The organism is Microbacterium murale (genome assembly GCF_014635185.1).
Taxonomy (GTDB): Bacteria; Actinomycetota; Actinomycetes; order Actinomycetales; family Microbacteriaceae; genus Microbacterium; species Microbacterium murale.
The window spans coordinates 40,146-66,807 of the sequence record NZ_BMCM01000005.1; the positions used below are offsets into that span (position 1 = coordinate 40,146).

A 26,662-nucleotide genomic window follows, 5' to 3' on the forward strand; every position below is an offset into this window, starting at 1 on the left:
GAGAATCCCCCGCCGATGACCGTTCCCGTATCACGCGGCCATAACCCGCTGCGCGACCCCGACGACCGTCGCCTCAATCGCATCGCAGGTCCCAGCGCGCTGGTGATCTTCGGTGTGACGGGCGATCTGTCACGCAAGAAGCTCATGCCGGCGGTGTACGACCTGGCGAACCGAGGGCTGCTGCCTCCCGGTTTCGCCCTGGTCGGCTTCGCCCGACGCGATTGGGAGGATCAGGACTTCGCCGAGGTCGTGTACGACGCGGTGAAGAAGCACGCGCGCACCGAGTTCCGCGAGGAGACCTGGCAGCAGCTGCTGCAGGGCATCCGCTTCGTCTCGGGCGAGTTCGACAACCCCGAGTCGTTCGCGAAGCTGCGCGAGACCGTCGAGAAGCTCGACGTCGAACGCGGCACGATGGGAAACCACGCGTACTACCTGTCGATCCCGCCGAAGTCGTTCCCCGTCGTCACGAAGCAGCTGAAGGACTCCGGGCTGGTCGGCGAGGACCACGGCGACGAGCGCTGGCGGCGCGTCGTCATCGAGAAGCCCTTCGGCCACGATCTCGAATCGGCGCGCGACCTCAATGAGGCGCTCGAGGTCGCGTTCCCCGCAGACGCGATCTTCCGCATCGACCACTACCTCGGCAAGGAGACGGTGCAGAACATCCTGGCGCTGCGCTTCGCGAACGAGCTGTACGAGCCGATCTGGAACCGCAATTACGTCGATCACGTGCAGATCACGATGGCCGAGGACATCGGCGTCGGCGGTCGTGCCGGGTACTACGACGGTGTCGGCGCTGCACGGGATGTCATCCAGAACCACCTGCTGCAACTTCTCGCGCTCACCGCGATGGAGGAGCCGATCAGCCTGAGCGCCGAGCACCTGCGCGCCGAGAAGGAGAAGGTGCTCGCAGCCGTCACCCTTCCCGACGATCTCTCCCTCGCCACAGCACGCGGCCAGTACGCGGGCGGATGGCAGGGTGGCGAACAGGTCACCGGGTTCCTCGACGAGGACGGGATGGACCCGCACTCCACCACGGAGACCTACGCGGCGATCAGGCTCGACATCAACACGCGACGCTGGGCCGATGTTCCGTTCTATCTGCGCACCGGCAAGCGTCTGGGTCGCCGCGTCACGGAGATCGCAGTGGTCTTCAAGCGCGCCCCGCAACATCTGTTCGGACGCTCGAACACGGCTGAACTCGGTCAGAACGCCCTCGTCATCCGGGTTCAGCCCGATGAGGGAGTGACGATCCGGTTCGGATCCAAGGTCCCGGGTGCGGGAAGCAACGTCCGCGATGTGACGATGGACTTCGGATACGGCCACGCCTTCACCGAGGCGAGCCCCGAGGCGTACGAGCGGCTCATCCTGGACGTGCTCCTCGGTGACCCGCCGCTGTTCCCACGCCACGAAGAGGTCGAACTGTCCTGGAAGATCCTCGACCCCGTCGAGAAGTACTGGGCATCGCAGAAGACACCGGTGGAGCAGTACGCCCCCGGTTCGTGGGGCCCGGCATCCGCCGATGCCCTTCTGGCCCGCGACGGACGAGTCTGGAGACGACCGTGATCATCGACCTTCCCGACACGACCGTCAGCCAGGTCGCCAAGCAGCTCGTCAAACTGCGTGAAGAGGGCGGCGCCGTGGCTCTCGGCCGCGTGCTTACGCTGGTCATCGCCGCCCGCGAAGAGGTCGCAGAAGAGGCGATCGAGGCGGCGAACGACGCATCCCGTGAGCATCCGATGCGCGTGATCGTCCTCACCGAACGCGACGGCGAAGCGCGTCTCGACGCCCAGATCCGTGTCGGCGGCGACGCCGGCGCGAGCGAGGTCGTCGTACTCCGTGCCGACGGTGAGGCGGCCAGCAATCAGGAGAGCCTGCTCACCGGTCTTCTGCTGCCGGATGCCCCGGTCGTCGCCTGGTGGCCGGACAACGCTCCGGAGGAGCCGTCAGCCACCCCGCTCGGACGCATCGCCCAGCGTCGTATCACCGACGCCGCCACCGCCAAGGACGTGCGTGCGCAGATCGAGTCGCTCGGGCGTTCCCACGCCCCCGGCGACACCGACCTCGCGTGGACCCGTCTCACGTACTGGCGCGAGCAGCTCGCGGCAGTGCTCGACCAGCCGCCGTTCGAAGAGGTCACGGCCGTGGAGGTGCGAGGTGCGGCCTCGTCGCCGTCCACGGCACTGCTCGCTGCATGGCTCCAGCTCGCCCTCGACGTTCCGGTGCGATGGGCGTACGAGAAGCGCGATGAATGGGACGAAGGCATCAAGTCGGTTCGTCTCAGCCGTGCGAGCGGGGACATCATGCTGGAGCGTCCTGTCCCCGGCGATGCCGTCCTGACACAGCCCGGTCAGCCGAACCACGATCTGCATCTGCCGCGCCGCACTCTGAGGGAGTGCCTGGCGGAGGAGTTGCGCCGTCTTGATCCCGACGTCCTGTACGGTCGAGTGATCACCGAGGGCTGGGAGAAGCTGGGTCCGCCCGAGACCGGAGAGTGAACGACATGCAGGCATCATCCGCCGAGAAGCTGGTCGTCGTCGAGCCGACGCCGTCCGCTCTCGCCGACCGGGTCGCGCAGGCGTTCCTCACGCGGGTGAAGGCTCGGACGAAGAACGGCCGGACCGCGCATGTCGCCCTCACCGGCGGATCGATGGGCAGCACGGTTCTTCGCGCTGTCGCCGCACATCCGAAGGTGAACCGCATCGACTGGTCGCTGGTGCACTTCTGGTGGGGTGATGAGCGATTCGTCGCTCGCGACGATCGGGATCGAAACGCCCTGCAATCGCGTGAAGCGCTGCTGGATCACATCACGGTGCCTGCGGAGAACATCCATGAGGTCGCCGGCTCCGACAGCGGTCTCTCACTCGATGAGGCCGCCGAGGCGTACGCCGCGGAGCTCGCGAAGTTCGGCGACGAGGAACATGCCTGGCCGTCGTTCGCGGTGTGCTTCCTCGGCGTCGGTCCCGACGGTCACATCGCCTCGCTGTTCCCGGATCGCTCTGAGGTCACCGAGACGGATGCCGCGGTGCTGCCCGTTCGCGACTCTCCGAAGCCGCCGCCGGAGCGGGTCACGCTGACCCGCCCGGTGATCAACTCCTCCAAGCGCGTCTGGCTGGTTCTCACCGGTGCAGACAAAGCCTCAGCGCTCGGGCTCGCACTCGCGGGCGCGAGCTACACGAACGTGCCCGCAGCGGGCGCCAAGGGACGCAAGCGCACGATCTTCTTCGTCGATCAGGCTGCTGCGTCGGAGGTCTCCGAAGACCTCATCGAACAGGTCTACTGATCGCTGCTCTCCACCCCTGGGCCGTACTCGGTTCCTGGGCGCGTGGCGCCTGAGCCTTTGGATGTGTCCGAGGCGGACGTGTCAGAGTTGGACGGGCCAGAGGCGGACGTGTCAGAGGCGTCGCTCCCCCGGACGATGCCGAGTTCCTGGCTCTCGCTGAGCACCTGCGGGTGATACCTGGCGAGCCCGACCACTCCCCAGATCGCGATCGCCCCGGCGAGGCCGAAGCAGACCAGCACCCATGGCGGGGCGGCCGCGGCTTCGCCGAGCACGAGCATCCCGATCAGAACCGCGATCATCGGATCGACCACGGTCAATCCGGCGATCACGAGGTCGGGCGGGCCCGAGCTGTATGCGGTCTGGACGAAGTAGGCACCGACGGCGGATGCGGCCACCAGGGCGATCACGCACACCAGCGTCACCCAGTCGAATTCCCCGGCCTGCACGCGCTTGATGACGGCCTTGGCCAGCGTCGCGACGAAGCCGTAGAGGATGCCGGCGCCGACGACGTAGAAGAGAGCCCGCATCCGGTGGCGCAGGATCAGCCAGAATCCGCCGAGAACGATGATCACGACCAGCAGGATCGCGAGGATCACGAAGAGCTCGCGATCGGTGATCTCCTGCTCAACGGCGAACAGTGCCGCGAAGATGACGAAGATGAAGATGCCGCCCACGCACGCGCCTATGGCTATGAGCGACTTCCTGGTGGGCGTGTGCCCTGAGACACGGGCGTTGAGCAGGGTGGTGATCACGAGTGCGATCGCGCCGAGCGGCTGGACGACGATGAGCGGCGCAGCGGAGAGTGCCGCGAGCTGGCAGACGATCGCAAGGCCCAACATGAGCGTGCCGAGGATCCATGACGGCCTGGTCAACAGTCGTTTGAGCTGGTCGACGCTCAGACCGTTCGCTCCGTCTGCGCCGCTGAGGCGCTCGACCTTCTCGACGCCGCGGTGCTGGTACTGCGCTCCGAGCGACATGAACACCGCGCCCGCGAGCGCCAACGGAATGCCGAGCAGCAGCGCAGGGTTCTGGAAGACGCCGACGAGCTGGTTGCCGACATCCGTCTCTGCCATCCACACGCCCGCGCTCACACTGAAACACTACCTGGCACAAGGCGCACAGTAGGGTTGTGGCGTGGCTGTTCTACCGATTCGCATCATGGGCGACACCGTTCTGCATTCCCCCGCATCGCCCGTCGCAGAGATCGATGACGAGGTCCGCACTCTCGTCGCCGACATGTTCGAGACCATGGACACGGCCCCTGGGGTCGGCCTCGCCGCCCCCCAGGTCGGAGTGCCCCTTCGCATCTACACGTATTCGTATGTGGATGATGACGACCAGCCGTGGCGCGGCGTGCTCATCAACCCGGTGCTGTGGATGTCTCCCCCCGAGCCCGGAGCCCCCGACCCGGACGAGGAGTCCGAGGGCTGCTTGTCGTTTCCGGGTGAGCGGTTCCCGCTGCGTCGTGCCGACCGCGTGCTGGTGACCGGTCTCGATCTGGACGGCGCGGCAGTGCGCATCGAGGTGGACGGCTGGCGGGCCCGCATCATGCAGCACGAGTTCGATCATCTCGACGGCATCCTCTACATCGACCGGCTGTCCGACAGTGATTGGAAGACGGTCCAGAAGATCGCGCGCAAGCGCGGATGGGGCAAGCCCGGTGCGAGCTGGATGCCCGGAATCGACGATCTCGAGGCCTGAGCGCGTACAGCTTCTGCATAACCCATTCAAAGTTGCGTCTCAGGTTCAGTGTTAGTACCGTTCCGGTGGGGCGGGCCATCGGTGTCCGTTGAAGACAATTCCTCGGAGGGGAACTCACATGATGAAACTGCGCAACCGGCGCGCGCTCGCACTGGCAGGAACGGCCGTTGCGCTCAGCATCGCCCTCAGCGGCTGCAGCGCGCTCAACGACCTCATCGTGGGCGGCGCCAACGACGCTCAGCGCGATGAAGAGACCGGCGAGGTCACCGAGGGCTCGAACATCGACATCTTCTCCCTCAAGGTCGGCGACTGCATGCCGGCGAGCGACACCTCCGGCGAGATCACCGATGCCGATGTCGTTCCGTGCTCCGAGCCGCACGCGGACGAGGTCTTCTTCGAGTTCGAACTCGCCGAAGGCGACCTTCCGACCGATGACGAGATCACCGCAGAGGTCGAGGCGCAGTGCGTCCCCGCCTTCAGCGAATTCGTCGGCATCGACTACTACGACTCCACCCTCGACTTCTGGTGGCTCACCCCCACCGAGGACACCTGGACGCAGGCTGACGACCGTCTCGTGCAGTGCGTGATCTACGAGCCCGACCCCGCGGACCCGCAGGCTTCGCTCGAAGTCACCGGCACGCTCAAGGGCGCCGCGCGCTGATCAGCCGCTGATGCGCACGAGAGGCTTCGCCCGATCGGGCGAAGCCTCTTGTGCGTTGCGGAACGTCGCGATCGAAGTCGATGGGAGGTTCTCGCACGTTCCGAACATCGCACGCGTGCGAATAGCTCCCATCGGTCGCGGGATCGCCCGCAAAACGAAGAAGGCCCCGTGCAAGACGGGGCCTTCTGTGCTGGCTCCCCAAATTGGACTCGAACCAATAACCTGCCGATTAACAGTCGGCTGCTCTGCCAATTGAGCTATTGGGGATCAGGCGTCGTCGCCGAAGCAACTCCACAATCTTAGCAAACACCCGAGGGTGGTCGTGACACTCGCCGCTTCCCTCGGGCGTGTCGAACAGGGATCAGCGGCCGAGCGAATCCGCCTCGCCATTGGGCACCCAGAGCAGGTCCTTCCCCACCCCTCGCGCCACCACATGACCGGCACGCAGCATCAGGGTCTCGGCATTGAGCTCACGGATGAAAGCCGCATCGTTCGTGACGAGCAGCGCTCCCATCCCCTGCTCCTTGCGGCGCCGGGTGATCGCGTCGAACACCACCGGCCGCACTTCGAGATCGAGATTCGCGAGCGGTTCATCGGCGATGAGCACTCGAGGCTCGAGGACGAAGGCTCGTGCTATCGCGACTCGCTGACGCATCCCGGCGCTGAGTTCGTACGGGAACTTCGCCGCTGTGCCGAGCGGCAGGTGCAGTTCGTCCAGCAGCGTGGCGATGCGGATCGAGAGCGCCTTGCTGTTGACGCGCTTCTCGCGGATGAGGATCGGCTCAGCGATCACCTCGCTCACCGTGAGCGTCGGCGGAAGATCAGCGCCGGCCCCCTGCGGAATGAAGCCGGTGAGATATGTCAGCTCGCGGTGCCGGCGACCGGGCTTTCGCACGTTCACACCGCAGACCTCGGCGGTGCCGCCGACGATGCGCACCGATGGGTCCGTGGAACCCGCGAGCGCAGCGACCAGCGTGGATTTGCCGGATCCGGTGGGACCGGCGACGCAGATCAGGTCGCCGGGAGCGAGGGCGAACGTGACTCCGTCGACGGCGCGCGTGGGAGCTCCGTGCCCGATGCGATCTATGACCAGATCGAAGCAGTCGATCACGTTCGAGGAGTGTTGCCTTCGGGACATGGGTTCCATCCTCCCCCGAAACGGCGCGGTGGCCCGTTACGACTCGGTGAAGCGCTGGCGCTCGATGTCGAGATCGCGCAGTCTCATGCGTAATGCCCGACCGCCGTCCGAGTCCGCAGGCACTCTCTGCACCGCGCCGAGCAGCTCGTTCTTCTCCCGATCGAGGTTGCGCAGGATCATGCGCCGGAACAGATCCGCCGTCGATCTCGCCGCGCCCTCCTCATCTCGTGCCGGGAACGGCGACATGAGCAGCTCCCCGGCGAGTGAGCGATACGGCTCGCGGACCGCGTTGACAGCATCCATCGACCATCCGACGCGCGTGCGGTCAGGTGCGGCCACGACGACCTCGCGGATCGCCTCCAGCGCCGGGTGACGGAACGGCACCTCGAGCGCGCGCGCCAGCGTGGCCTCATCGATCTGATGCCCGTACTGCAGGGCTCCCATCATCGCGCCGCGCTCGAGTGCGACGTCTGCCGTGCGCGGCAGGCTCGCCAGCGTCACCGGCGCGACCGCCGCCGGATCCGAACTCGGCGGCGCGGCCTCTGCCGATTCGCGTCGTGCAGGAGCGTGGCTCGCTCCGCGCGCAGCACGCTCCACCTCCGCGCGCACCTCGGTCGGGTCCATACCCAGACGTCGTGCGAGTACCCGCTCGTACCCTGGGCGCAGCAGGCGATCGCGGATCTCGGCGACGATCGGGGCCGCGGCGCGCAGCGCGCCGACCTGCCCCTCGACGGTGGCGAGATCGAAACCGCCGAGCCTGCGGTCGATCGCGAATTCGAACATCGGCACCTTGGCTTCCATGAGCCCGCGCACCGCGGCGTCGCCGCGCTGGAGGCGCAGATCGCACGGGTCGAGACCATTCGGAGCAACGGCGACGAAAGTCTGGGCGTTGAAGCGGTCGTCCTCGGTGAAGGCGCGCAGCGCCGCCTTCTGGCCCGCCTCGTCGCCGTCGAACGTGAAGACGACCTCTCCCGAGGCGTTGTCGTCGCCCATCACACGTCGCAGAACCTTGATGTGCTCCGCGCCGAACGCCGTGCCACAGGTCGCGACAGCTGTCGTCAGACCCGCAAGGTGGCACGCCATGACGTCGGTGTACCCCTCGACGACCACGACGCGCCGCGGGTCACCACGAGAGATGTCGCGCTTGGCCAGGTCGAGCCCGTAGAGCACCTGGGCCTTCTTGTAGATGATCGTCTCGGGGGTGTTCAGATACTTCGGCCCCTGGTCGTCGTCATAGAGCTTGCGTGCGCCGAAGCCGATGGTCTGCCCGGTCACATCGCGGATCGGCCAGACCAGGCGGCCGCGGAATCTGTCGTACACCCCGCGCTGTCCCTGTGACACGAGTCCTGCGGCGAGCAGTTCGTCGCGGGTGAATCCCTGCGCGGTGAGGGCCTTCATCATCCCCTCCCATCCGCGCGGCGCATAGCCGACGCCGAAATGGGCTGCGGCCCCTGCATCGAAGCCGCGTTCTCCGAGGAACTTCCGCCCGGTCTCCGCTTCGGCGGACAGCAGTTGGCCGCGGAAGAACTCGGCAGCTGCGGTGTTCGCCGCATACAGGCGGCTGCGGCCGCTGTTCTCCGGTGCAGACCCGCCGTCCTCGTAGTGCAGGGTGTACCCGATGCGGCCCGCGAGACGCTCGACCGCTTCGGTGAAACTGACGTGATCCATCTCCCGCAGGAACGAGTACACGTCGCCGGATTCTCCGCAGCCGAAGCAGTGGTAATAACCCACCTGCGGGCGCACGTGGAAGCTGGGACTCTTCTCGTCGTGGAAGGGACACAGTCCCTTGAGGGAACCGACACCGGCGGACTTCAGCGCGACGCGTTCTCCGACGATGTCGCCGATGTTGGTACGCGATTTGACCTCGTCGACGTCTGCCTGTCGGATCCTCGGCATCAGTTCGCCCTTTCGGCGACGGCCCGTTCGTCCTCGTGCACCCCGGAGCGCTGCCGGACGTGGCGCGGAGACCAGATTCCGACCTCTGCGGGGTCGATGTGTCCGACAAGCCGGCTGTGCCAGTCCAGAGCCGTCTGATCCGTCAAGCTGGCGATCTGGTCGACGACCACCCGCGCGCGCTGCGCATCCGTCTCGGCGTCGTGGAAGTCCGCCGCGAAGGCGGGCTCGAGCACGTCTGCTCCCGCCGTCCACAGAGCATCGGTCGACCAGAGCGCATCGGCGAGGCGCTTGAGCACGCGTCGCTGTTCCTTGTAGACGCCCTTGCGTGCATCGATCGTCACGATCGCCTGCCCCATGATGCCCTTGAGCACGGCGATCTCCGCCTCCACCACCCGCGGCACGACGACGTGCGCGCTGTACCGGGCGAGCACCGGGCCTCGGTAGGTCTCACGCGTCGCGGCGACGGCGGCGCGCGCGAAGCGGCCGATCAGGTCGCTGGTGAGGTTCTTGAGGCCGGCGAGGTCGCGGCGAGAGCGATCGAAGGACTTCAGCCACATCGGCTGGCTCGTCAGACGGTACAGAGCGTCGGCGAGCTCTTCCCGAGTGAAGTCGTAGCCGACCCATTGCTGCACGCGCCCGACCAGCGCATCGTGCTCCTTCGGGTTCGAAAGCGTGGCCACATCGAGATATCCGTTGACGATCGCATCTTCGAAGTCGTGCACGGAATAGGCGATGTCATCGGAGAGATCCATGATCTCCGCCTCGATGCACCGCAGACGCCCCGGTGCGTCCTCGCGCATCCAGCGGAAGACGTCCTCATCCTCGGGATACACGCCGAACTTCAGACGTCCCCCTGGGTCGGGGATCGGGCTGTCGACCGTCCACGGATATTTGCAGGTCGCATCCAGGCTCGCCCGTGTGAGGTTCAGGCCGACGGAGTGGCCATCGTCGTCGAGGACCTTCGCCTCCAGTCGGGTGAGGATGCGCAGTGACTGCGCGTTGCCCTCGAACCCGCCGATCGGCTCCGCCCATTCGTTCAGGGCGCGTTCGCCGTTGTGCCCGAATGGCGGGTGCCCCAGATCGTGGCTGAGGCAGGCGGTGTCGACGACGTCGGCCGAGACGCCGAGCGCTCCGGCGAGTTCTCGGCCGACCTGCGCGACCTCGAGCGAGTGCGTCAGTCGGTTGCGGGCGAAGTCGGCAGTGCTCGCAGGGCTCAGCACCTGCGTCTTCGCCGCCAGACGACGCAGACCAGCCGAGTGCAGCACGCGGGCACGATCTCGGGCGAAGTCATCACGCTCTGAGCGATGCTGCTCGCTGACGAAGCGCGCGGTGTCGCGTGCTTCGTAGCCGTCGGTTCGCGCAGCCGCAGACGCTTCGACGGGCTCAGCGGACGAACGATCAACCACCGCTGTTCTCGATCTCCGCGCCGCGCAGCATCTCGCCGGTGTCGCCGGCGACATCACGTGAGTCCAACCACTTGTCGGGCAGAGCGGGGCGCTTCGGGCGACCGGCACGACCGCGCTGCCCCTCAGCATCCGCGCCGGGATACGGCGCATCACGGTCCAGCTGACCGAGCAGGTCATCGATGTGCGCGAGGCTCTGCGCGGTGGCGAGTCCTGTTCGGACGTCACTGCCGACGGGATAGCCCTTGAAGTACCAGGCGACGTGCTTGCGGATGTCGCGGCATCCGTGATCCTCGTCCTCGAGGAACTCCACGAGCAGCTGCGCGTGCCTGCGGAACGCGTCGGCGACGAAGCCCAGGGTGGCGTCGACCGGGCGCGACTCAGCGCCGAATGCTGCGGCGAGATCACCGAACAGCCACGGCCTGCCGAGGCATCCTCGTCCGACGACGACGCCGTCGCAGTCGGTCTCGGCCATCATCCGCACGGCGTCGTCGGCCGACCAGATGTCGCCGTTGCCGAGCACCGGAATGCTCGTGACGGCCTGCTTCAACTCGCCGATCGCGTTCCAGTCGGCGTGGCCGGAGTAGAACTCGCTCGCGGTGCGTGCATGCAGCGCGACGGCGGCGGCACCGGCATCCTCAGCGGCGCGGCCGGCGTCGAGGAACGTGAGGTGGTCGGCATCGATGCCCTTGCGCATCTTCACCGTCAGCGGGATGTCTCCGGCCGCCTTGACCGCCTGATCGACGATCTCGGCGAACAGACCGGTCTTCCACGGCAGCGCCGCTCCCCCGCCCTTGCGGGTGACCTTGGGAACGGGGCATCCGAAGTTCAAGTCGACATGGTCGGCGTGATCTTCCGCCACGATGATGCGCACGGCCTCGGCGATGGTCTTTGGGTCGACGCCATACAGCTGGATCGACCGCGGCGTCTCACTCTCATGGTGACGGATGAGCCGCATCGTCGTGTCGTTGCGCTCCACCAGGGCGCGAGACGTGATCATCTCGCTGACGTAGAGGCCGGCGCCGTACTCGCGGCACAGGAGGCGGAACGCGGTGTTGGTGATGCCCGCCATGGGTGCGAGCACGACCGGCACGTCGAGGTCGATCGGGCCGATGCGCAGGGCGCGAGCGGGGGCGGAAGCGAGAGTCATATCCCTTCCATTCTCCCATCCCCACGGCCCTCGGCGCCGCACCGCGTCTTAGGCTGTGGATATGACTGAAACCAGCGTGCGCCAGATCCCATTCACCGATGCCACGGGCGCTGAGAAGACGCTCGACGACCTGGGAGCCGACGTTCTGCTCGTCGTCAATGTGGCGTCGAAATGCGGCCTCACACCGCAGTACGAGCAGCTCGAGCAGCTGCAGCGCACCTACGGCGAACGCGGCTTCAGCGTCGTCGGGTTCCCGAGCAACCAGTTCATGGGTCAGGAGCCCGGTTCAGTGGAGCAGATACTGGAGTTCTGCTCCACCACGTACGGCGTGACCTTCCCCGTGAACGACAAGGTCAAGGTCAACGGCCGCAAGGCCGACGAACTCTACAAGGCGCTCAAGGAGACTCCGGATGCCGGCGGCAAGGCCGGCCGCGTCGAGTGGAACTTCGAGAAGTTCCTGGTGCTGCCTGACGGTTCGGTCAAGCGCTTCCGTCCGAAGCAGAAGCCGGACGCCCCCGAGATCGTCGAGGCGATCGAGGGCGCCCTGGTCCGCTAGACGGCAGACTCTGCGGTCTCGCCGCGCTTGGCCCAGAGGTCACGCAGCACGTTCTCGAACGTCTCCGGCGGCTGGGCCCCGCTGATGCCGTATTGACCGTCGATCACGAAGAACGGCACGCCCTGGATGCCGTATGCGCGAGCCTGCTCCTGGTCCTGGCGGACATCCGGGAGGTGCTTCTCGCTCTCGAGCGCTGCGCGCGCCTCATCGGCGTCCAGGCCGACCTCGACAGCCAGCTCGATCAGGTCGTCGATACGCCCGACATGCTTTCCCTCGGTGAAGTACGCCGACATCAGACGCTCTTCCATCTCGTGCTGCAGATCGTTCGCCTTGGCGTGGTGCAGCAGTTCGTGCGCCTTCACCGTGTTGGTGTGCTTCAGCAGATCGAAGCGGTACTCGAGACCGGCGTTCTTGGCGATGCCGGTCACGTTGTCGAGCATGCCCACCACCTGGTCACGAGGCATGCCCTTGTGGCCGGCGAGGAAGTCGATCTCGTCACCATCGAAGTCGACGGGAGTATCGGGCGAGAGCTCGAACGAATGGAAGGTCACGGTGACCTTCGGAGCGTCTTCGTCGTCGGCGACCGCCGCAAGACCTGTTTCGAGGTTGCGCTTGCCGATGTAGCACCAAGGGCAGGCGATGTCGGACCAGATGTCAATCGAGATAGGTTGGCTCACCTCAGTGGAAACCTCCTCGGACGCGCGAGTATTCCGTTGATAGCATCTTCGGATGCTCTCAGCCGACGATCCGCTCCCGTTCCGGCCCGAGCGCGTGCTGGTCGCCGGCGTCACCGGATCGGGCAAGACGACGCTTGCACGGCGGATCGCGGCCCGCTGGGATCTCACGCACCAGGAGCTCGACGCGCTCTACCACGGACCCGGCTGGACACCCCGACCGGAGTTCGTCGACGACGTGCGCGCATTCGCCGCAACGGACCGGTGGGTGACCGAGTGGCAGTACACGTCCAAGGGAACGAACACGGTCCTCCCGCGAAGTGCTGATCTGCTGGTGTGGATCGACTACCCGTACGGCGTCGCACGCCGACGGCTCATCCGTCGCACCTGGAAGCGTCGCATCCTACGCACGAAGCTCTGGAACGGGAACGTCGAGCCGAACCTGTGGCATGCGCTCACCGTGCGCAGCGACGAGAACATCCTCGACTGGCAGCGCCGCACTCGCCACAAGTGGAGCGAGCGGATGCCGCAGATCGAAGCAGAGCACCCGCATCTGACGATCGTCCGGCTCACGCATCCGCGCGAGACGGAGCGCTGGCTCGCACACCAACGGGGCGTTGAGCGAGCGAAGCGAGACGAAACGGGCTGAGCGAGCGAAGCGAGTCGAAGCCACGACCTCACCGAGCCGCATAGGCACCACCCCTCCGTTGATAGCATCTTCGGATGCTCTCAGCCGACGATCCGCTCCCGTTCCGGCCCGAGCGCGTGCTGATCGCCGGCGTCACCGGATCGGGCAAGACGTCCCTCGCCGGCCGCATCGCACGTCTCTGGTCGCTCGAACACATCGAGATCGACTCGCTCTTCCACGGCCCGAATTGGACGCCGCGACCTGAGTTCCTCGACGACGTGCGCGCATTCGCCGCAACGGACCGCTGGGTGACCGAGTGGCAGTACACCAGCAAGGGCACGGATGAGATCATGACGCCGCACGCGCAGCTCGCGCTCTGGCTGGACTATCCGTATCCGGTGGTGCGCTCGCGACTGATCCGTCGCACTCTCGGCCGCAGCATCCTGCGCACCGAGATGTACAACGGCAACGTCGAGAAGCCCTTGTGGAAGCTGCTGGCGACCCGCGATCCTGGCGAGAACATCCTCGCGTGGCAGACCAAGACGCTGGGGTTCTGGACGGCGAAGATGCCAGACGTCCGAGAGCGATTCCCCCATCTCACGATCGTGCGGCTTCGACACCCGCGCGAGACGGAGCGCTGGCTGCAATCTCAGGCGGACGGCGCATCCACCGCGCCGCCGAAGCGGCGATCGCGCGACACATAGATCTCGATCGCCCGCCAGAGCTCCTGGCGCGAGAAGTCGGGCCAGAGCGTGTCGAGGAACACCATCTCGGCGTACGCCGACTGCCAGAGCAGGAAGTTCGAGGTGCGCTGCTCACCCGAGCTGCGCAGGAACAGGTCGACGTCCGGCAGCTCTGGCACGTACAGCTGGCGGCCGATCATCTTCTCGGTGATCGCCTTCGGCTTCAGACGCCCGGCGGCCACCTCGCCCGCAAGTGAGCGCATCGCGTCGACCAGCTCGACCCGCCCGCCGTAGTTCACGCACATCGTGAGTGTCAGCACGTCGTTGTCCCTGGTCAGCTCCTCCGCGCGCTGCAGCTCCTTGATCACAGATCCCCACAGTCGAGGCTTTCTTCCCGCCCAGCGGATCCGCACGCCCCACTCGTTGAGCTGATCGCGCCGGCGATGCAGCACGTCGCGGTTGTAGCCCATCAGGAAGCGCACCTCTTCGGGCGAGCGAGCCCAGTTCTCGGTCGAGAACGCGTAGACCGAAAGATGCTTCACGCCAGCCTGGATGGCACCCGCGACGACGTCGAGCAGCACCTCCTCACCCGCCTTGTGACCCTCGATGCGAGTGAGGCCGCGCTTGTTGGCCCAGCGGCCGTTGCCGTCCATCACGATCGCCACGTGCTCGGGCACCTTCGCGAACGCCGGCGGATGCACGCCGGTCCAATCCAGCGGACGATACGCGACGGCATCCTTGTGCGTATAGGGCTTCGGCGTCAACGAAAGTCCTCTCGAGACGAGTCAAAGACGTGGGCGAGCGAGCGGATGCCGCGTTCCAGATGGAACTGCGCGTATGCCGACACGAGACCGGACGCGGCGGCGGTCTCGGCGTGCGGCGCCGCGTCCACGGCATCCCACTCCCCCTGCATGAGGGCGCGCAGCAGCTGCAGCGTCGACTGCGAGACCCGGGGGCTGCCTGCGGGCGCACAGTTCGCGCACACGAGTCCGCCGAGCTGACCGATGAAGTGCGTGTGCGGTCCCGGTGCTGCACACCGCGCGCAATCGCTCAGCGCAGGCGCCCAGCCCGACAGCGCCATCACACGCAGCAGATAGGAATCCAGGATGCTGCGAGGAGCGTGCTCGCCACGGGAAAGCGCGCGAAGGCCACCGACGAGCAGCAGATACTGCTCCGGCGTCGCCTCGGCGTCGCTCAGGCGGTCGGCGGTCTCGACCATGGCGTTCGCCGAGGTGAAGCGGTCGTAGTGCGCGGCGATCTCCGCGCCGTATGCGCCGAGAGACTCCGCCTGCTGCACGATGTCGAGTGATCGCCCCTGATACAACTGCAGATCAGCGACCATGAACGGCTCGAGTCTGGAGCCGAACTTCGACGAGGTGCGCCGCACGCCCTTGGCCACGGCACGGATCTTGCCGTTGCGGCGAGACAGCATGGTGACGATGCGATCTGCCTCACCGAGCTTGTGAGTGCGCAGGATCACCGCTTCATCTCGATAGGTGGGCACTGTCCGATTATCCTCCGTCCACGACACAATGGTCGTGTGACCGAACCGCTCTTCACCATTCCGCTCTGGGCGGACCTTCTCGGCGTCGGCCTCGGCGGTATCCAGGGCGCGATGTTCGCCTCTGGGTTCCAGGGCCAGCGCCGACTCGACCTGCTCGGGGTTGCGATCATCGGCATCCTGATCGGGATGGGCGGTGGCCTCATCCGCGATCTGTTGCTGGGGCAGCCACCGGCGACGCTGCAGAACAACTGGTATCTCATCGCCGCCGGTGGTGCTGCCATCATCGGCATGCTGCTTGCCGGTCTCCTGAACCGTGCGAACGCCGTCATCGTGGGTCTCGATGCCGTCGTGATCGGGATGTTCGGTGCTTTTGGCACCAGCAAGGCACTCGGTCTGGGTGTTCCGGCCGTGCCCGCGGTCTTCATCGGCGCGTGCGCCGCCGTGGGCGGCAGCATCCTGCGCGATGTCATCATGGGGTTGCCCGTCGCGATCATGCACGTCGGGTCGCTCTACGCGGTCGCCGCTCTTCTCGGCTGCAGCGTGATCGTCACGGTGCACGCATTCGGCGTGAGCATCACGATCGCCGGCGTCATCGGGCTGGTCGTGACGGCGGTGATCCGTGTGCTGGCCGTGATCTTCGACGTGTCGCTGCCGGAGCAGCGCCGTCTCTACCGCCGCAAGGTGGCGGCAGAGACCGGCGCCATCCCGATCGTGAAGCCGTAATCGCCCCGCGAGACTGCAAGACCACGCCGAGACGACCTCGAGTCGGCGCTGTCTCGGCGTGGTGTTGCTGTTTCGAGGTCAGACGGTAGCGAGCTCGCTCTGGCGGGTGCGGATCGAGCGGTTCACGCCCGACACGATCGCCTTCAGGCTCGCCGTGGAGATGTCGCCGTCTACCCCGACACCCCACAGACGCTGGTCGCCCACCTGCAGCTCGACGTAGGCAGCGGCCTGCGCGTCGCCACCCGAGCTGAGAGCGTGCTCGACGTAGTCGTAGACCGTGATGTCGAAGCCCTGCGCGCGCAGCACCTCGACGAACGCGGCGACCGGGCCGTTGCCCTGGCCGGAGACGGCGTACTCCCGCTCCTCGTCGCGGAGCGTGACATCGAGCACCACCTCGCCGGACATGTCGCTGCGGGTCTGCGTCGCGAGCAGCTCGAAGCGTCCCCACTTCGCCTCGGCGTCATCCGACGGGAGATACTCGTCGTTGAAGATCGACCAGATCTGATCGCTCGTGACCTCGCCGCCCTCGGCATCCGTCTTGGACTGCACGACACCGGAGAACTCGATCTGGAGCTTGCGCGGCAGGTCGATCGCGTGATCCGTCTTCAGCAGGTACGCGACGCCGCCCTTGCCGGACTGCGAGTTCACGCGGATGACGGCCTCGTAGGAGCGTCCGAGATCCTTCGGGTCGATAGGCAGGTACGGAACGGCCCACTCGATCTCGTCGACCGTGACGCCCTTCGCGTCGGCCTCGACAGCCATCGCTTCGAACCCCTTCTTGATGGCGTCCTGGTGCGAGCCGCTAAAGGCCGTGAAAACGAGGTCGCCTGCCCACGGGCTGCGCTCAGGCACCGGCAGCTGGTTGCAGTACTCGACCGTGCGCTTGACCTGGTCGATGTCGCTGAAGTCGATCTGCGGGTCGATGCCCTGTGTGAACAGGTTGATGCCCAGGGCCACGATGTCGACGTTGCCGGTGCGTTCGCCGTTTCCGAACAGGCATCCCTCGATGCGGTCGGCACCGGCCATGTAGCCGAGCTCCGCGGCCGCGATCGCCGTGCCACGGTCGTTGTGCGGGTGCAGCGACAGGATGATGTTCTCGCGGTGCGCGAGGCGACGGCTCATCCACTCGATCGAGTCGGCATACACGTTCGGAGAAGCCATCTCGACCGTGGCCGGCAGGTTGATGATGACCTTGCGCTCCGGCGTCGGTTCGAACACCTCGATCACCTGGTTGCAGATGTCGAGCGCGAACTCGAGCTCGGTGCCGGTGTAGCTCTCGGGCGAGTACTCGTAGAAGACCTGCGTCTCGGGGACGCGCTTCTCATACTCCCGGCACAACCGTGCGCCCTCGAGTGCGATGTCGATGATGCCCTGCTTGTCGGTGCGGAACACGACATCGCGCTGCAGGATGCTGGTGGAGTTGTACAGATGCACGATGGCCTGTTTGGCCCCTGCGATCGATTCGTATGTCCGCTCGATCAGGTGCTCACGCGCCTGCGTCAGCACCTGGATCGTGACGTCATCCGGGATGAGGTTCTCTTCGATGAGCTGGCGCACGAAGTCGAAGTCGGTCTGGCTCGCCGAGGGGAACCCGACCTCGATCTCCTTGTAGCCCATGTCGACGAGCAGTTGGAACATGACGCGCTTGCGTTCTGGCGACATCGGGTCGATGAGTGCCTGGTTGCCGTCGCGCAGATCGACCGCGCACCAGCGGGGTGCTTCGGTGATGCGCTTGGACGGCCAGGTGCGATCGGGAAGATCGACGGTGATCTGCTCGTGGAACGGCCGATACTTGTGGATCGGCATCGCGGACGGGCGCTGGGAGTTCTCCATTTTGGGCTTCTTCTCTTCGTCAGAATGATCGGGCCAACACAAGCGCCGCGACGAGGAAGGCCCTAGCTCTTAGGACTCGTCGCGGCAGCTAAGAAGAAGCAGACCGCCGAAAGGCATGTGGTCATGCTAGCAGGCTGCGAGGGTCCACCGCGCTCCGCGTGCTCACGGGATGAGGGCGATCTTGCCGCCGGGGTGCTCCCCTGCGAGGAATCGGGTCGCCTCGACCGCCTCGGACAGCGGATACGTGCGGGCGACCGGGACCTCCAGCATTCCGTGTGCGGCGAGGCTCACCAGTTCGCCACGGATGCTGTCACGGAAGCGTGCACTCGCCGGCGCAGAGCCGACGATCCAGCGGAAACCCTCCGTACGGGCGCGACCGGCTGCGGCGATCGTCACGATGCGGTCGCGGGCGGCGACGAGTTCGAGCGACGCATCGACTGCCTCGTCAGTACCGACGGCATCCAGCGCTGCCGCGATCGCTCCGCCGGCAGTATCGCTGGCGCGATCGGCGAGACCCTCGCCATAGGCGATCGGGATGCCGCCGAACCGCCGCACCTCGTCGAACCGAGCAGGGCTCGCGGTGCCGATGACACGGACACCGAGGCGAGCCGCCTGCTGCAGCACGCTGACTCCGACCGCTCCGGATGCGCCGTGCAGCAGGATGGTCTCGCCCGCCTTCGCATTCGTGACGGCGAGCATCTCCGCGGCGGTCGTGCCGACGAGCAGCAGGTTCGCGGCCTCAGGATGCGTGAGCGCGGCCGGTTTGGCGAACGCCTTCTCCGCCGGGATGGTGACGTCGGTCGCGTAACCACCGCTGACCCGGAAGGCGACTACTTCGTCGCCGATCGCGGCGGGCCCCGATCCGATCGAGGTGTCAGGACCGATCGCGGTGATCTCCCCGGAGATCTCGTAGCCGATCGGCACAGGCAGCGCTACGCCGTCGCGCGGGCCGGCCAGATGCTTGCGGTCGGCGGGGTTCATGCCCGCGGCGCGCACGCGGACGGTGATCTCGCCGTGAACGGGTGCTGGCACCTCGTATTCGACGAGCTCCCAGTGCTCGGGAGAGCCCCAGTCCTTCGCGACCCAGTGAGTGGCCATCTCAGAACCCGAGGCGTCCCAACTGCTTCGGGTCGCGCTGCCATTCCTTCGCGACCTTCACATGCAGTGCGAGGTAGACCCGCGTGCCGAGCAGCTCTTCGATTCCGACGCGGGCTCGTTTCCCGACATCCGCCAGTCGCTTGCCCTTATGACCGATGATGATCGCCTTCTGGCTGTCGCGCTCGACGACGATCTGCGCGTGCACGTCGGTGAGGTCGCTGTTCTCGCGCGGTGCCACGTCATCGATGACCACCGCGATCGAGTGCGGCAGTTCGTCGCGCACGCCCTCCAGCGCCGCCTCGCGGATCATCTCCGCGATCCGGTCCTCCTGCGACTCGTCTGTCGTGATCCCCTCGGGGTACAGGGCGGGGCCCTCCGGCATCATCGACAGCATCTCATCGGTGAGCACGTCGAGCTGCTCGCGGGTGAGCGCGGACAGCGGAATGACGGCGGCCCAGTCCTCTCTCAGAGCATCGACCTCGATGAGCCGCTCGGTGATCTGACTGTGGTCGGCGATATCGGTCTTGGTGACGATCGCGACCTTCTTCGCTCGCGCATAGCCGTCCAGCGACGCCGCGATGCGTCGATCGCCCGGCCCGACCTTCTCTGTGGCGGGGACGCAGAAGCCGATCACGTCGACGTCTCCCAGCACCTGCTCCACGAGATCGTTGAGGCGCTCCCCGAGCAGCGTACGAGGCTTGTGGATACCGGGGGTGTCGACGATCACGAGCTGACCGGCCGGACGGTTCAGGATGCCGCGGATGGCGCGTCTGGTCGTCTGCGGCTTCTCGCTGGTGATGGCGATCTTCTCGCCCACCAGAGCGTTCGTCAGCGTGGATTTTCCGACGTTGGGACGTCCGACGAACGTCGCGAATCCGCTGCGGAAGGTGTCAGTCATCGTGTGTCTCCATCGTGCATCTCTTCACGGGCGCCGGCGGCGCGTTCCACGAACACCGTGGCGATTCCCCGGCCCCGGCCGCGCGACGCGCCGCCGGTCAGAATCAGTCCGTCGATCGTGGCCGTCACGCCGGGCTGCGGGATCTGATCCACGGCCTTGCCGAGCAGGCCGCCGATCGAATCCACGTCCTCGTCTTCGAGTTCGATGCCGAACAGGTCGCCGACGTCGTCCAGCGACAACCGTGCGCTGACGCGATAGCGGCCGTCGCCCAGATCCACCACTTCCGCGGCGGCATGGTCGTATTCGTCGGAGATCTCGCCGACGAGCTCTTCGATCAGGTCTTCCAGTGTGACGAGTCCGGAGATACCGCCGTGCTCGTCGATCACGAGGCACACGTGCACCGCATCGCGCTTCATCTGCTGCAACAGCGTCTCTGCGCGCATCGATTCCGGCACGAAGGTGGCCGGCCTGGCGATCGGGCGGATGGATGCTGCGCGCCAGGCACTGTCGTCGCGATACGCGAACTGCACCAGGTCTTTGAGATAGAGCACGCCGACGACATCGTCCGCGTCATCGTCGACCACCGGCATCCGGGAGACGCCACGTTGCAGGAACAGCGCCATCGCCTCGCTGTTGGTGGCCTCGGCGTCCACCGTCACCATCTCGGTGCGAGGAACCATGACCGCGCGCACGAACTGGTCGGTGAAATCGAAGACCGAGTGGATGAGGTCACGGTCATCCTCTTCGATCAGGTCATTGGATGCCGCTTCGTCGACCATGCTGAGAAGCTGATCCTCATTGGCGAACGAGCTGCGTCCGGTGCCCGGCGTGACCTTGTTGCCCAGCACGACGAGTCCCTGGGCGAGTGGACCGAGAATGAGGCGCAGGGCCCGCACGATCGAAGCGGTGCCGCGGATCATGCTCTCGGAGCGCTGCCTGCCGAAGGTCCTCGGGCTCGCGCCGACGAGGACGAACGTGATCCCCGTCATGAGTATGGCGGCGGCGAGCATCGCCCACCAGATGTTCTCGAACATGATCGTGAACGCGACCGTGACGAGCACGGCCGCGGTCACCTCCACGAGAACACGGATGAACGCGATCGCGTTGACGTGCGCATCGAGGTCGGCGGCGATGCGGGACAGCGCCTGCGCCTTGCGCCCCTCGGTGGCCATCTCGGCGAGGTCGCCGCGGGAAGTGACGCTGTATGCGGCGTCGATGGCGGCCATCAGACCGCCGAACGCCACCAGCAGAACGGCGGCGAGGAGGAGGAGTATCTCGGTCATCGGCCGCGTTCGGCGCGCGCGAATCCCTGGATCAACTCCTTCTGCAGCCCGAACATCTCACGCTCCTCTTCGGGCTCGGCGTGGTCATATCCGAGAAGGTGCAGCAGGCCGTGCGTTGTGAGAAGGATGAGCTCGTCCATCAAGGTGTGACCGGCGGCCTGAGCCTGCGATTCGGCGACCTGGGGGCACAGCACGATGTCGCCGAGAAGCCCGGCGGGAGTGGGGCGGTCTTCAGTGCCCGGCCGCAGCTCGTCCATCGGGAAGCTGAGCACGTCGGTCGGGCCCGGCTCGTCCATCCACTGCACGTGGAGGGCTTCCATCGCGCCCTCGTCCACGAGCACGATCGCGACCTCGGCATCGGGGCTGACGTGCAGCTGTGCGAGGTTGAAGTCGGTGAGCCGCTGGAGCACCGTCTCGTCGACGTCGATGGCCGACTCGTTGTTGATCTCGATCATGATGAGTGTCCTCGTTTGGGCGAGCGATCCTTCGGGCCCGGACGCTGGCCCGCACGGCGTTCTGCACGGTTCGCGAATTCGTGCGCTTTCTCGCGTTCCGCGCGCTGCGCGGTGCGCTGCTCGTCGTACTCGCTGTATGCGTCGACGATCCGTCCGACGAGCGAGTGACGCACGACGTCGGCGCTGGTGAGTCGGGAGAAGTGGATGTCTTCGATGTCGTCCAGCACGCGGGTGACGAGGCGGAGCCCCGAGGCGCCCTGCGGCAGGTCGACCTGGGTGATGTCTCCGGTGACGACCATCTTCGTGCCGAACCCGAGACGGGTGAGGAACATCTTCATCTGCTCAGGTGTGGTGTTCTGCGCCTCGTCGAGCACGACGAACGAGTCGTTGAGCGTGCGGCCGCGCATGTACGCCAGGGGTGCCACCTCGATCGTCCCCGTGGCCATCAGGCGCGGGACGACGTCGGGATCCATCATCTCGTTGAGGGCGTCGTAGAGCGGGCGCAGATACGGGTCGATCTTGTCGTTCAACGTGCCGGGAAGGAACCCGAGTCGCTCCCCCGCCTCCACGGCGGGACGAGTGAGGATGATGCGCGTGACCTCTTTGCGCTGAAGGGCCTGCACGGCCTTCGCCATCGCGAGGTACGTCTTCCCGGTTCCCGCGGGGCCGATGCCGAACACGATCGTGTTCTCCTCGATCGCGTCGACGTACTCCTTCTGCCCCAGCGTCTTGGGCCGGATCACGCGACCCCTGGTCGACAGGATCGCTTCGCCGAGAACCTCGCTCGGTCGGGGACCGCCTTCCTGGCGGAGCATTCGTGCAGAACTCTCGACGTCGCTGGGAGCGAGGTCGTAGCCGTCTCTGGTCATCGTGAGCAGTTCCTCCACGAGGTTCTTGGCAGCGGCGACGGGTTCTCGGTCGCCGGTGAGGGTGATCTCATTGCCACGGACGAGCACCTGCACGTCAGGATGCTGTCTCTCGAGCATCTTCAGCAGGCGGTCCTGCGGCCCGAGCACTCTCACCATGGCGATACCGTCGACGTAGATCTGCTCGACGGTCGGGGCGGAGTCGGGGTCAGGCAACGAGGCTCGTCTCCGTCAGCCCGCCGGCGAGGACGTGCGCATGGACGTGGAACACGGTCTGTCCGGCGTTGGCGCCGGTGTTGAACACGAGTCGGAAGTCGCCGTCGGCGTGATCGCCGGCGAGTTCACCGGCGAAGGCGATCAGTTCGGCGAGCAGTTCAGGATCGCCCGCGGCGAGTTCGGTGACATCGCGATACTGCTCGGTCTTCGGGATCACGAGCAGGTGCACAGGTGCCTGGGGCGAGATGTCGCGGATCGCGAACAGCTTTCCCGTGGACGCGATGATCTCACCGGGAACGTCACCGTTGAGGATTCGGGTGAAGATCGAGGGTTCCGTCATATTCCCAGTCTACGGGGCGCGACCCATCGGGCGGATGGAATCCGCGCGGGGCCTGAGTGGTTCCCTGTTCGCGCGTCGTTGAGCGAGCGAAGCGAGACGAAACCGCCTCTCCCGAAGCGGGTCGTTGAGCGAGCGAAGCGAGACGAAACGGGGTGAGCGAGCGTCAGCGAGTCGAAGCCGCCTCTCCCGAAGCGGCCTGAGCGAGGAGCACAGCGACGAGTCGAAGGCGGCACTTATCCACAACCCGCGGATGCGGCATCCATGACGTCGTTATGGTGCCGTCATGGGACACGCGTACATGCTCCGATGCTGCGATGGCACGCTGTATATCGGCAGCACAATCGACTTGGATCAGCGACTGAAGCAGCACGAAGCCGGAATGGGCGCCGAGTACACCAAGCGCCGGCTCCCTGTGAGTCTCTTCTGGTGCGGCGAGTTCGACGGCGTCGATGAGGCGTTCGCATGGGAGAAGCGCCTCCAAGGGTGGAGCCATGCCAAGCGCGTCGCGTTCGCAGAGGGCGGACTAGACGCAGTGATCGGATGGCAGGCACGTCAACGACGTGAGAAGCAGCGTTCGGCTTCGACTCGCTGACGCTCGCTCACCCCGTTTCGTCTCGCTTCGCTCGCTCAACGACCCGCGGGAATGCCGCCGGAGGAGCGAAGCACCGCCCGGAGGAGCGGAGCACCGTCCGTCAGGGGGCAAGCAGCATCCGCGCTACCAGCGGCCGAGAGTCGCGGAGAGCACGGCGATCGCCGCAGGACCCGCGGTCGATGTGCGCAGCACGGTGTCGCCGAGGCGCACGCGCTCGGCGCCGGCGGCCTCGAACTTCTCGAGCTCCTCGGGCGTGATCCCACCCTCGGGGCCGACGACGAGCACCAGGTCACGGTCATCCGGCTCGATCGCCGACAGCCGCACGGTCGCTGTCGGATCGAGCACCAGCATCCGCTGTCCGTCCGCGTGCGCGATGAGTTGCCCGGTCGAAAGCGGCACCGACACTTCCGGTACCCACGCCCGATGGGCCTGTTTCGACGCCTCGCGCACGATCGTCGTCCACCGCTCGCGGCCCTTGACCGCCTTCGCGCCCTCCCAGCGGGAGATGCTCCGCGACGCCTGCCAGGGCACGACCCCGTCGACACCCAGCTCGCAGGCAGCCTGCACCGCGAGCTCGTCGCGGTCGCCCTTGGCGAGAGCCTGCACGAGAACCAGCCGTTTCGCCGGCGCCTCGATCGCAGCACGACCGGTGATCCGGACATCCACGCGCGACGCGGAGACATCCGTCACCTCGCCGTCCAGCCATATGCCGGTGCCGTCGCCGACCGTGACCGATTCGCCGACCCGCAGCCGGCGTACGACCGCGGCATGCTTCGCCTCGGCACCGGTCAGCGACACGATGTCACCGGTGGTCGCCGAGCCCGAGTCCTCCACGAGGAAGTGCAGCGCCATGAGGCCTCCAGATCAGTGGTGGAACTTCAGTGCCGGAACCGGTCGCGGAGCTTCGAGAACAGTCCCTGCTGGAACTGCGCGAGCTGTGGACCCGGTGCCTTCTGCTTCTTCGCGAAGTCCTCGATGAGCGAACGCTGCGCCGAATCGAGCTTCGTCGGAGTCACCACCTGCACACCAACCCGAAGGTCGCCGCGCTGGGTGCCGCGAAGCGGCGTGATGCCGCGTCCCTTGATCGTGAGGACATCTCCCGACTGCACGCCGGGACGGATCTCGAGGTCGACCTTGCCGTCGAGAGCGTCGATCGCGGTCTCAGTGCCGAGGATCGCGTCCGACATCGACACCTCGAGCGTCGCGAGCAGGTCATCGCCGTCGCGGCTGAACGAGGCGTGCGGCGAGACAGTGACCTCGACGTACAGATCGCCGTTCGGGCCGCCCGCCTTCCCGACCTCGCCCGAGCCCGGAAGCTGCAGACGCAGCCCGGTCTCCACACCCGAGGGGATGTCGAGCGAGACCGTACGACGAGAGCGCACGCGGCCCTGGCCGGCGCACGTGCCGCACGGATGCGGGATCGTCGTGCCGTAGCCCTCGCAGCTGCCGCACGGCTGAGACGTCACGACGTTGCCCAGCAGACTGCGCACCTGACGCTGCACGTGCCCGGTGCCTCCGCAGATGTCGCAGGTCACGGGCGACGTGCCCGCCTGTGTGCATGAGCCCTGACACGTCTCGCACAGCACGGCCGTGTCGACATCGATGTCACGGTGCGCACCGAAGACGACATCACCGAGGTCGAGCGTGACGCGTACGAGCGCGTCCTGTCCTCGTTCGCGACGTGAACGCGGACGACCGCCTCGGCCACCGCCCTGCGTCGCTCCGAAGAAGGTCTCGAAGATGTCGCCGAAACCTCCGAACCCGCCGAAGTCTCCGCCACTGGCGCTGTCGCCACCGCCCATGTCGTAGCGACGACGCGAGTCGTCGTCGCTGAGCACGTCGTAGGCGTGGGTCACGCTCTTGAAGCGCTCAGCCGCGTCCTCCCCTGGATTCACATCCGGGTGCAGCTGTCGAGCGAGCTTCCGGTACGCCTTCTTGATCTCGTCCGTCGTCGCGTCACGTGACACTCCGAGAACCTCATAGTGGTCCGCCACAATCACCTTTCTGCGTGTGCAAACTGTGGGAGCGATCCGCCTCAGCGGCTCGACTCGTCTTCATCGAGCATGCGCGACAGATAGCGGGCCACGGCCCGCGCCGCCGCGAGATTGCTCGGATAGTCCATTCGCGTCGGCCCCATGACGCCGACGCGCGCCGTGCCGCCGTGCGTCAGGTAGTTGCTCGCGACGATCGATGCCTCCGGCAGCCCGAACGGCTCGTTCTCCGCGCCGATGCTCGCGGCAAGCCCGTGCTCATCGGTCACCATCTCGCTCATCAGGCGCAACAGGGTCACCTGCTCCTCGATCGCGGCGAGAAGGGGATGGATGCTACCGCGGAAATCCTGCTCACGACGGGCCAGAGTCGCGGCTCCTGCCATCACCAATCGCTCCTGACGGAACTCCGCCAGTTCTTCGCCGATGATGCCGCCCAGCACCTGTACCGCCGCATCCGTGCGTGCGCTCTCCTGCGCCCCGGTGAGCATCTGCACGCGCTCTGATGCCTCGCGCACGGACTGCCCCGTGAGCAGCGCAGAGAGTCTCGCGCGCAGCACCGCGACATCCGCCTCATCCAGATCGATCGGCAATCCGGCGATGCGCTGCGACACGCCGCCCGCGTCCGTCACGAGAACCACGAGCAGACGATTCGGTGCCAGTGCGACCAGCTCGATGTGCGTCAGGTTCGCGCGAGCGAACGACGGATACTGCGCGAGCGCGACCTGACCGGTGAGCTGCGTCAGCACCCGCACCGTACGAGCCATCAGATCGTCGAGATCAGCGGGATCGGTCAGGAAGGACTCGATCGCGCTGCGCTGCGCCGTCGAAAGCGGGCGCAGCTGCGCAAGGTGATTGACGAAGACGCGATAGCCCTTGTCGGTCGGCACGCGGCCGGACGACGTGTGCGGTGCCGTGATCAGCTCTTCGTCCTCGAGCTGCGCCATGTCGTTGCGGATCGTCGCCGCCGAGACGCCGAAGGAGTGCCGGTCGACGATGGACTTGCTGCCGACGGGCTCGTGCGATTCGACGTAGTCCTGCACGATGGCTCGAAGAACCTGCAGGCCGCGTTCACTGACCATGTCGCCCCTTCCCG

Annotated in this window: 28 protein-coding genes and 1 tRNA gene; 10 read left to right on the forward strand and 19 right to left on the reverse strand. The window is 66.5% G+C overall.

Annotated features, from left to right (window positions below; translation table 11 throughout):
• The first annotated feature begins 15 nt into the window (after positions 1-15).
• The 3 genes from zwf to pgl are packed head-to-tail and all read left to right on the forward strand — an operon-like array spanning position 16 to position 3,280.
• On the forward strand, positions 16-1,563 hold the full coding sequence (gene zwf, locus IEV67_RS14540) for a glucose-6-phosphate dehydrogenase (protein ID WP_188437305.1): 1,548 nt from the start codon (positions 16-18) through the stop codon (positions 1,561-1,563).
• Positions 1,560-2,495, forward strand: coding sequence for a glucose-6-phosphate dehydrogenase assembly protein OpcA (locus tag IEV67_RS14545; protein ID WP_188437306.1), 936 nt, complete (start codon positions 1,560-1,562; stop codon positions 2,493-2,495). Before zwf ends, IEV67_RS14545 begins: the two co-directional genes overlap by 4 nt.
• Positions 2,496-2,500: 5 nt before the next feature.
• Positions 2,501-3,280: a 6-phosphogluconolactonase gene (gene pgl, locus IEV67_RS14550; protein ID WP_188437307.1), complete on the forward strand. Its 780-nt coding sequence runs from the start codon at positions 2,501-2,503 to the stop codon at positions 3,278-3,280.
• On the opposite strand, the gene IEV67_RS14555 is transcribed toward pgl, so the two are convergent.
• Positions 3,274-4,353, reverse strand: a complete 1,080-nt coding sequence (locus IEV67_RS14555; RefSeq protein ID WP_188437525.1) for a DMT family transporter — start codon at positions 4,351-4,353, stop codon at positions 3,274-3,276. The genes pgl and IEV67_RS14555 overlap by 7 nt on opposite strands.
• Positions 4,354-4,414: 61 nt before the next feature.
• Between IEV67_RS14555 and def the strand changes: the two genes are divergently transcribed.
• Entirely contained in the window at positions 4,415-4,981 is a 567-nt protein-coding gene (gene def, locus IEV67_RS14560; RefSeq protein WP_188437308.1) for a peptide deformylase, read from the forward strand.
• 118 nt (positions 4,982-5,099) lie between these two features.
• Positions 5,100-5,642, forward strand: a complete 543-nt coding sequence (locus tag IEV67_RS14565) for a septum formation family protein (protein WP_188437309.1) — start codon at positions 5,100-5,102, stop codon at positions 5,640-5,642.
• A gap of 191 nt (positions 5,643-5,833) precedes the next feature.
• On the opposite strand, the gene IEV67_RS14570 is transcribed toward IEV67_RS14565, so the two are convergent.
• The 5 genes from IEV67_RS14570 to dusB all read right to left on the reverse strand — a co-directional run bounded on the left by IEV67_RS14570 (position 5,834) and on the right by dusB (position 11,229).
• Positions 5,834-5,909, reverse strand: a tRNA-Asn gene (locus IEV67_RS14570).
• Positions 5,910-6,003: 94 nt separating this feature from the next.
• A complete protein-coding gene (locus IEV67_RS14575; protein ID WP_188437310.1) occupies positions 6,004-6,780 on the reverse strand; it encodes an ATP-binding cassette domain-containing protein in 777 nt (258 codons plus the stop codon).
• Between the two features lie 36 nt (positions 6,781-6,816).
• Positions 6,817-8,676, reverse strand: coding sequence for a DNA primase (dnaG, locus tag IEV67_RS14580; protein ID WP_188437311.1), 1,860 nt, complete (start codon positions 8,674-8,676; stop codon positions 6,817-6,819).
• Positions 8,676-10,082 (reverse strand): deoxyguanosinetriphosphate triphosphohydrolase, encoded by a 1,407-nt coding sequence (locus IEV67_RS14585; RefSeq protein ID WP_229703159.1) that lies wholly within the window; start codon positions 10,080-10,082, stop codon positions 8,676-8,678. Before IEV67_RS14585 ends, dnaG begins: the two co-directional genes overlap by 1 nt.
• Entirely contained in the window at positions 10,075-11,229 is a 1,155-nt protein-coding gene (gene dusB / locus IEV67_RS14590) for a tRNA dihydrouridine synthase DusB (RefSeq protein WP_188437313.1), read from the reverse strand. The genes IEV67_RS14585 and dusB overlap by 8 nt, the downstream gene beginning before the upstream one ends.
• 61 nt (positions 11,230-11,290) lie before the next feature.
• Between dusB and IEV67_RS14595 the strand changes: the two genes are divergently transcribed.
• A complete protein-coding gene (locus tag IEV67_RS14595) occupies positions 11,291-11,785 on the forward strand; it encodes a glutathione peroxidase (protein WP_188437314.1) in 495 nt (164 codons plus the stop codon).
• Here the strand turns inward: IEV67_RS14595 and IEV67_RS14600 are convergent.
• Positions 11,782-12,462, reverse strand: coding sequence for a DsbA family oxidoreductase (locus IEV67_RS14600; protein WP_188437315.1), 681 nt, complete (start codon positions 12,460-12,462; stop codon positions 11,782-11,784). The genes IEV67_RS14595 and IEV67_RS14600 overlap by 4 nt on opposite strands.
• A gap of 52 nt (positions 12,463-12,514) precedes the next feature.
• Here IEV67_RS14600 and IEV67_RS14605 point away from each other — a divergent pair, with 52 nt between their 5' ends.
• Together IEV67_RS14605 and IEV67_RS14610 are read left to right on the forward strand one after the other, a co-directional pair.
• Positions 12,515-13,108, forward strand: a complete 594-nt coding sequence (locus IEV67_RS14605; RefSeq protein WP_188437316.1) for a P-loop NTPase family protein — start codon at positions 12,515-12,517, stop codon at positions 13,106-13,108.
• Positions 13,109-13,182: 74 nt separating this feature from the next.
• Positions 13,183-13,791, forward strand: coding sequence for a P-loop NTPase family protein (locus tag IEV67_RS14610; RefSeq protein WP_188437317.1), 609 nt, complete (start codon positions 13,183-13,185; stop codon positions 13,789-13,791).
• On the opposite strand, the gene IEV67_RS14615 is transcribed toward IEV67_RS14610, so the two are convergent.
• Together IEV67_RS14615 and recO are read right to left on the reverse strand one after the other, a co-directional pair.
• On the reverse strand, positions 13,737-14,534 hold the full coding sequence (locus tag IEV67_RS14615; RefSeq protein WP_188437318.1) for an isoprenyl transferase: 798 nt from the start codon (positions 14,532-14,534) through the stop codon (positions 13,737-13,739). The two genes, IEV67_RS14610 and IEV67_RS14615, sit on opposite strands and share 55 nt — an antisense overlap.
• The gene (recO, locus tag IEV67_RS14620; RefSeq protein ID WP_188437319.1) at positions 14,531-15,274 is read right to left on the reverse strand and encodes a DNA repair protein RecO; all 744 of its coding nucleotides are present in this window, start codon (positions 15,272-15,274) and stop codon (positions 14,531-14,533) included. The genes IEV67_RS14615 and recO overlap by 4 nt, the downstream gene beginning before the upstream one ends.
• A 36-nt stretch (positions 15,275-15,310) precedes the next feature.
• Here recO and IEV67_RS14625 point away from each other — a divergent pair, with 36 nt between their 5' ends.
• Entirely contained in the window at positions 15,311-15,997 is a 687-nt protein-coding gene (locus IEV67_RS14625; protein WP_188437320.1) for a trimeric intracellular cation channel family protein, read from the forward strand.
• Between the two features lie 78 nt (positions 15,998-16,075).
• On the opposite strand, the gene leuA is transcribed toward IEV67_RS14625, so the two are convergent.
• The 7 genes from leuA to IEV67_RS14660 form a co-directional block, all read right to left on the reverse strand.
• The gene (leuA, locus tag IEV67_RS14630; protein WP_188437321.1) at positions 16,076-17,830 is read right to left on the reverse strand and encodes a 2-isopropylmalate synthase; all 1,755 of its coding nucleotides are present in this window, start codon (positions 17,828-17,830) and stop codon (positions 16,076-16,078) included.
• A gap of 162 nt (positions 17,831-17,992) precedes the next feature.
• A complete protein-coding gene (locus tag IEV67_RS14635; protein ID WP_188437322.1) occupies positions 17,993-18,928 on the reverse strand; it encodes an NADP-dependent oxidoreductase in 936 nt (311 codons plus the stop codon).
• A 1-nt stretch (position 18,929) separates the two neighbouring features.
• Positions 18,930-19,826: a GTPase Era gene (gene era, locus IEV67_RS14640; RefSeq protein WP_188437323.1), complete on the reverse strand. Its 897-nt coding sequence runs from the start codon at positions 19,824-19,826 to the stop codon at positions 18,930-18,932.
• Positions 19,823-21,109 carry a hemolysin family protein gene (locus tag IEV67_RS14645; protein ID WP_188437324.1) on the reverse strand — a complete coding sequence of 429 codons (1,287 nt, stop codon included), beginning with the start codon at positions 21,107-21,109 and terminating at the stop codon, positions 19,823-19,825. Before IEV67_RS14645 ends, era begins: the two co-directional genes overlap by 4 nt.
• Entirely contained in the window at positions 21,106-21,567 is a 462-nt protein-coding gene (gene ybeY / locus IEV67_RS14650; protein WP_188437526.1) for an rRNA maturation RNase YbeY, read from the reverse strand. The genes IEV67_RS14645 and ybeY overlap by 4 nt, the downstream gene beginning before the upstream one ends.
• Positions 21,561-22,589 (reverse strand): PhoH family protein, encoded by a 1,029-nt coding sequence (locus IEV67_RS14655; RefSeq protein WP_188437527.1) that lies wholly within the window; start codon positions 22,587-22,589, stop codon positions 21,561-21,563. Before IEV67_RS14655 ends, ybeY begins: the two co-directional genes overlap by 7 nt.
• A 49-nt stretch (positions 22,590-22,638) precedes the next feature.
• On the reverse strand, positions 22,639-22,986 hold the full coding sequence (locus tag IEV67_RS14660; RefSeq protein ID WP_188437325.1) for an HIT domain-containing protein: 348 nt from the start codon (positions 22,984-22,986) through the stop codon (positions 22,639-22,641).
• A 283-nt stretch (positions 22,987-23,269) separates the two neighbouring features.
• Between IEV67_RS14660 and IEV67_RS14665 the strand changes: the two genes are divergently transcribed.
• Positions 23,270-23,578: a GIY-YIG nuclease family protein gene (locus IEV67_RS14665; RefSeq protein WP_188437326.1), complete on the forward strand. Its 309-nt coding sequence runs from the start codon at positions 23,270-23,272 to the stop codon at positions 23,576-23,578.
• A 123-nt stretch (positions 23,579-23,701) separates the two neighbouring features.
• Here IEV67_RS14665 and IEV67_RS14670 read toward each other — a convergent pair whose 3' ends face one another.
• From IEV67_RS14670 to hrcA, 3 genes are read right to left on the reverse strand one after another with little or no spacing between them, the layout of a single operon-like run.
• Positions 23,702-24,430 carry a 16S rRNA (uracil(1498)-N(3))-methyltransferase gene (locus IEV67_RS14670; RefSeq protein ID WP_188437327.1) on the reverse strand — a complete coding sequence of 243 codons (729 nt, stop codon included), beginning with the start codon at positions 24,428-24,430 and terminating at the stop codon, positions 23,702-23,704.
• Between the two features lie 26 nt (positions 24,431-24,456).
• Positions 24,457-25,572 carry a molecular chaperone DnaJ gene (gene dnaJ, locus IEV67_RS14675; protein ID WP_188437328.1) on the reverse strand — a complete coding sequence of 372 codons (1,116 nt, stop codon included), beginning with the start codon at positions 25,570-25,572 and terminating at the stop codon, positions 24,457-24,459.
• A 41-nt stretch (positions 25,573-25,613) separates the two neighbouring features.
• Positions 25,614-26,648 (reverse strand): heat-inducible transcriptional repressor HrcA, encoded by a 1,035-nt coding sequence (gene hrcA / locus IEV67_RS14680; protein ID WP_188437329.1) that lies wholly within the window; start codon positions 26,646-26,648, stop codon positions 25,614-25,616.
• Positions 26,649-26,662 lie beyond the last annotated feature (14 nt).